At 43.5% G+C, this 5,920-nt stretch carries 6 protein-coding genes; all 6 read left to right on the top strand.

From position 1 onward, the window contains the following. Positions 1 to 375: 375 nt before the first annotated feature. The 6 genes from J7K40_13125 (at position 376) to J7K40_13100 (ending at position 5,583) form a co-directional block, all read left to right on the top strand. Positions 376 to 1,818 carry a TldD/PmbA family protein gene (locus tag J7K40_13125; protein MCD6163335.1) on the top strand — a complete coding sequence of 481 codons (1,443 nt, stop codon included), beginning with the start codon at positions 376 to 378 and terminating at the stop codon, positions 1,816 to 1,818. Further along, a complete protein-coding gene (locus tag J7K40_13120) occupies positions 1,818 to 3,143 on the top strand; it encodes a TldD/PmbA family protein (protein MCD6163334.1) in 1,326 nt (441 codons plus the stop codon). Before J7K40_13125 ends, J7K40_13120 begins: the two co-directional genes overlap by 1 nt. Further along, complete coding sequence (locus tag J7K40_13115) at positions 3,140 to 3,727, top strand: hypothetical protein (protein ID MCD6163333.1); 588 nt, start codon at positions 3,140 to 3,142, stop codon at positions 3,725 to 3,727. The genes J7K40_13120 and J7K40_13115 overlap by 4 nt, the downstream gene beginning before the upstream one ends. Continuing rightward, positions 3,724 to 3,942, top strand: coding sequence for a twin-arginine translocation signal domain-containing protein (locus J7K40_13110; protein ID MCD6163332.1), 219 nt, complete (start codon positions 3,724 to 3,726; stop codon positions 3,940 to 3,942). Before J7K40_13115 ends, J7K40_13110 begins: the two co-directional genes overlap by 4 nt. 3 nt (positions 3,943 to 3,945) lie before the next feature. After that, the gene (prmC, locus tag J7K40_13105) at positions 3,946 to 4,812 is read left to right on the top strand and encodes a peptide chain release factor N(5)-glutamine methyltransferase (protein MCD6163331.1); all 867 of its coding nucleotides are present in this window, start codon (positions 3,946 to 3,948) and stop codon (positions 4,810 to 4,812) included. A gap of 306 nt (positions 4,813 to 5,118) precedes the next feature. Beyond that, positions 5,119 to 5,583: a Mut7-C RNAse domain-containing protein gene (locus tag J7K40_13100; protein MCD6163330.1), complete on the top strand. Its 465-nt coding sequence runs from the start codon at positions 5,119 to 5,121 to the stop codon at positions 5,581 to 5,583. The last annotated feature ends 337 nt before the right edge of the window (positions 5,584 to 5,920 follow it).

Raw genomic sequence — 5,920 nt, 5'->3', positions numbered from 1 at the left:
ATGTTAAAATAAGTAAAAATTTGAGAAAAGGTTTGACATTGTACATAGCAGGTCGGGTTCTGACCGGAGGGAAAAACCCGACATCTTCATCTGATGCATATAATCATAGTCAAAACCACAAGGAGGGTTTTGACCTACTTTGCTTAATATTATAAACGTCAGCGCGTAGGGGCGTATTGCATACGCCTTCTTTTTACATCTATCCTGACGCATACATAAAAATGAACTATAAAAAAAAATAGGTTGCCTGATTATCTAATATAATATAAATACTAAATAAGATAATAAGTCAGGGAATCTTGCCGTTCCATATGGATATATTAGTAGGCTCCCTGTTAAATGCTCTAATTTTAATAATCAGGATTTATGGTAATCATGAAAGATCCTAAAAAAACAGGTCAACTCGCAATCGAAAAAGCCTTGAAAGCAGGCGCAGCTTATGCCGATTTCCGCTTAGTTCAAACCGAGTCGGAATCTCTTTCGTATGCTAACGGCGCTCCGGAAGTTAGCCATAGTATCGACCAGGGGTTTGGTATACGGGTAATAGCTGACGGCGCCTGGGGTTTCTGCGGTTCGGCGGATATTAATAAGCAAGAGATAAGCGAAACCGCCCAAAGAGCTGTCGAAATTGCCAAAGCATCAGCATTACTTCAGAAAATACCGGTCAAACTGGCTCCTAATAGCGTTTATGAAGAAAACTATATTACCCCTATCAAGATTAACCCATTTAGCATATCTCTTAATGAAAAATTGGAATTCTTGCTCTACCTCGACCAGCTAATGGCCAAGAACAGCGATATAACATCCCGCTATGGCTTTTTAGATTTTCGCAGAATCAACAAGCATTTCCTCAGTTCGGAGGGTTCGATTATTCATCAGGAGATATTTCAAAGCGGAGCCGGAGTTCAGGTAACGGCGATGAGGTCTCACCGCGATAGAGCCTCCAGAAGCTGGCCGGCTAATGAAGGCAAATTTGAGAATCGCGGCTACGAGCTTTTAGGGCAAACTGATTTTACAAACAATATACCGATAATCTGCGAAGAGGCAGTGATGGTTCTAAATGCCGAACCCTGCCCGCAGAAAACATGCGATATTGTGCTCGACAGCTCGCATATGTCGTTAGTGATTCATGAATCCATAGGGCATGCGTTGGAACTCGACCGCGTATTCGGCGGCGAACGCAATTTCTCAGGTTCGAGTTTTGCCACGCCCGAAAATCTCAACAAGCTTAAATATGGGGCTGATATTATTAATGTTACTGCCGACCCAACTTTGCCATTCGGGCTTGGTACTTTTGGTTTTGATGATGATGGAGTGAAAGCTCACAAAGAATATCTAATAAAGGATGGCATATTACTTAATTATCTCTCATCACGGGAAACCGCTGCCAGAGTCGGTAAAAGTTCTACCGGCGCAATGAGAGCGGATGGCTGGGGCAATGTACCGATAGTCAGAATGACCAATACCAACCTTCAACCGGGCAATCAGAGCCTTGATGACCTCATATCCGGTATCGATGATGGCATCTACATGCAGACAACTTCCTCATGGTCGATAGATGATACTCGCGAAAATTTTCAGTTTGGCTGTGAAATTGGCAGAGAGATTAAAGGCGGCAAACTGGGCAAGATTATAAAAAAACCAACCTATGCCGGCAGCACAGTCAAATTCTGGAATTCATGCGATGGCATAGGTGATAAATCATTATGGCATTTATGGGGTACTCCCAATTGCGGTAAAGGTCAACCGGCGCAGAATGGCAGAGTTGGCCAGGGCGCCTCGCCGGCGAGATTTAGAAATGTAAAGGTTGGTGTATAATGTCTAAAATACTTGATATATTTGATAAAAGCCTGAAAAAACCCCGCGCTGACCAGTTAGAGTTTGTTTGCGAAAAAGAGGAATTCTATCTTACTCGTTTCGCCGAAAGCCTAATCCATCAAAATATTGGCCGCACCGACCATACAATTTGGTGCCGGGCAGCTATGGGTAAGAAAATCGGCATCGCTACAACTAACAATCTATCTGAGGAAAACGTTGATAGCCTTATAAATACAGCAATTGAGATTTGTTCTCAGCAGCATGACGACCCGCAATTTGAGTCGTTTCCCAGCCCAAAAAAAGCGCCTAAAACCGAAGGATTTTATAAATCAACCGCAAATTATTCGCCGATATCGAGAGCGCAGGCGGTTAAGACTATTGCAGACATAGCAGGCAATGACAATCTGCAAACAAGCGGGATGTTTCAAACCTCTCAGACCGAGCTGACTGTAGCCAATAGCCTTGGCGTTAGACAAAAGGGTAAAGTTACCGAAGCCAAGTTGTCGGTTACGCTAAGCGATAAGGCGGGCCGAGCAGGATTTAGCCAGGCATATTCTAGAAATGTGGACCAGATTGATTTTGCTGAAGTAGCCCATCGAGCAGCAGCCAAAGCCAGCAGATTTTCTCAGCCTGTAAGCCTTGAACCGGGAGCTTACACGGTAATCCTAGAACCGGAAGCTGTCGCTGATTTTCTGTTATTCCTTGGCTTTCTCGGTTTCGGCGGCAAGGGTTTATTTACTCACCGGAGCTTCATGGCTAATAAAATTAACACTCAAATTATGGCTGAAAATATCACTATCACTGAAGACCCATTTCACCCGGTTATGAAATATATGAGCTTCGATTATGAGGGTATTCCGCGTAAAAAAGTCAGCATTGTTGAAAAAGGCATAGCAAAGGATGTTGTCTATAATAGCTACTACGCCAAACTCAGCAATGTCGAATCAACCGGCAATGCATTGGCTCCCGGCAACAGTTTTGGACCTTATCCCAAGGCGATGGTAATAGAATCCGGCGACAAATCACTTGATGAGATTATCGCTTCCACAGAAAGAGGCATTTACATTACTCATTTTTGGTATCTAAACTTTGTCAACCCGATGCGGACGACTGTAACCGGCACTACCCGCGATGGCACATTTTTAGTTGAAAACGGCAAGATAACCGCGCCGATAAACGATATGCGTGTCAATCAATCGATGCTTGAGGCTTTTTCAAACGCCAGAATGCTTTCAAAAGAAAGGCGGCTTGTTCCCAAGTATGGCGTTCTGATGTATGTGCCGGCTATGAAAATCGACAATTTTAATCTTGTATCGGCAGAATGATAATACGGATATTTTTTATAGCGATAATGATGATAACATCCGCTTTATATGCCCAACAACCCGGGGAATCAATTAATCACAGGAAGATTACAACCCGTATAGGCATATCCTATGTGCCGATTGGCGAGATAGAATTCACCAACAATAACAGCAGCTATGATATTTACGACCATCTTTCATACAGGGTGTCCACCGAATACTATTTCTCCGACCTGCTTTCGATTGGACCAAGCTTTGAGTATCTCAAGGAGAATATTAATCCGCTTGGGTATTTCGATACGGATATAGTTTTGTGCGGCTATTATATGGAATGCCGAATAAATCATTGCCTTACGGATTCGGGCGCCAACTATATGGTATTCGCTATGGGAACAGGGTTAAGCTCATTGGAGGAAACAGGCGGCTACAATGGTAAAGGTTTCTGTATATACGGCGTTATCGGATTGGATATAGCTGTTGCCGGACCGGTTGGTTTGGATATGTTGTATAAGTATCAATTAAATACAATATCCGTTGAAGATAGAGACTATCGTTTTAATGGCTCTACCATGCAAGCGGGTTTAAATTACAGGTTTATATTTTGAAACGAAGAGATTTTATTAAAACAACGGCTCTTGTCGGAGCAGGCTTAGCAGTAGGGCTGCCGGGAAGCATTTACGGTCAGCCGGCATCGCCGATGATAACTACAGCGGCGGGACAGCCTCAGTTTATCTATCCAAGAGGTGGTTGTACCGATGCGGGTATCGCCCTTTTCGATAAAGGTCCCTACGGCAAAGATCCGTTCCGTATCTTTGAATAGCCGATGTCCCTTACGATAGCCAAACTTTTAAGGCAGGGCGCAAAAAGGCTGGCGCAAGCCGGCATCGATGATGCCAAGCTGTCTTCACGGCTTTTCCTTCAGCATCTATTAAATAAAACGCCATCCGAGCTTCAGCTTGCGAGTGATAATAAAGTAGGTAATGATATTATAAAAACATTTAACGAACTTATCGATAAAAGATGCAAGCATTTCCCCCTGCAATATCTGATAGGCGAGGTCGAGTTTTACAATGTGCGGCTTAAAGTAAATCAAAACGTGCTGATACCCCGTCCGGAAACCGAAGTGCTGGTCGAAACTCTCATCGATTTGCTTAAAGATAAACAGTCAATTCGCTTGCTTGATATAGGCATCGGTTCCGGCAATATTGCGATAGCCTTAGCCGTTAATATCGAGGCTATAAAGATAACCGCAATAGATATATCCGAAACAGCGCTGAATACGGCATCTGAAAATGCTCGCCTTAACAGAGCAGCTGATAAAATCGATTTCCGAATAGGCGATTGCCAGACCGATAGCTTCTGGGATGAGATTAACGAATACGATGTCATAGTATCCAACCCGCCGTATATAGCCAGCGATGAGTTTGAAACGCTTCAGCCGGAGGTGAAACTTTACGAGCCGAAGGAATCTCTTATAGCCGGCGATGACCCGTTGATATTTTTCAAAGCTATAGTTGAAAAATCAAATAAGCATCTCAAACCGGATGGGATAATATGTTTCGAGGTCGGTATAGGTCAGGCATCCGATGTTGCGGCTATTTTAAAGACTTGCCATAAGAACATTGATATTAAGGTGATTAAGGATTTGGCTGGTATAGAGAGGGTTGTTATCGGGCGGCCAAACATCTAACACTATGATTTTGCAGTAGAACTACAAATAAATTATTCGGAATCATGTTGAACACTTAGTGTTAAGAACACACCCTTAACCATTCTCAAGCGGGGAATAATAAAGTGGTTGGCGCACGAGGACGTACACCAACTACCCTAAAGGATTTGACTGGTATAGAGAAGGTTGTTATCGAGCGGCTAAGCATTTAATATATGATTATTTACTCATTTTGGGGTCTATTGTCTGGCAACACATTAAAACAATCCCTATCATCAAAACAACAAGCCCCTTGACCAACATATCATCATCCCCTACCTTACCTTTATGAAATTCCTCTGCGATGACAATCTTGGCAAGCTGGCCCGATACCTGCGGATGCTTGGATATGATACGTATTTTGAGCAAACTATCGGCGATGCCGAGCTTCTATCGGTGATGCTTAAACAGGGTCGTATTGTTCTCACGCGAGATAGTAATCTGGTTGAACGTATCGAATCTGAGCGGCGTCTCCTTATCGAAAGCGATTCACCGGAGAAGCAATTAAAAGCGGTAATTACTCAGTTGAACCTGCAGATAAACAAAGACAAATTATTTACTCGCTGTCTGGAATGCAATAAGGTTTGCAGTGAGGTTGCCGGCGAGGATGTCACCGATGAAGTGTTTCCGTATATAATCAAGACTCAAGACAGTTTCAAGCGATGCCCGAAATGCCGGCGTATCTATTGGCAGGGAAGCCATTACAAGGATATGATTGCGAAATTGAAGTCGGTGATTGAGGGATTAGATTAACACGCAGGGGCGTATTCAACTATTTAGGCAGGTCGTAGTGAAGCGTGACCTGCCGACCTTCTTTTTAAGCAAACTGTGTCAGTTTGTCCGCCTTAGGCGGACTACAAACTAACATAATAAAAATTTACCTTTTATCAACAACCTGATAAATTAAAAGTTCTTATGCATTATAAAATTTCACTACTGTCCGGCCTTTTGTCCGCCTTAGGCGGATGCTATAGTGATGTCATTCCCACACTGCCCACGTCATTCCCAACTTGATTGGGAATCCAGAGATTGGTTGTGCCGATACCTCCTGCCTGCCGGCGCCCGCCTGTCTGCGGACACGGGGCACGGT

It is taken from the genome of Candidatus Zixiibacteriota bacterium, assembly GCA_021159005.1.
In the GTDB taxonomy this organism is placed as follows: domain Bacteria; phylum Zixibacteria; class MSB-5A5; order UBA10806; family 4484-95; genus JAGGSN01.
Note: the sequence above shows the minus strand (reverse complement) of the source record. Positions and strands in the feature narration are given on the sequence as shown.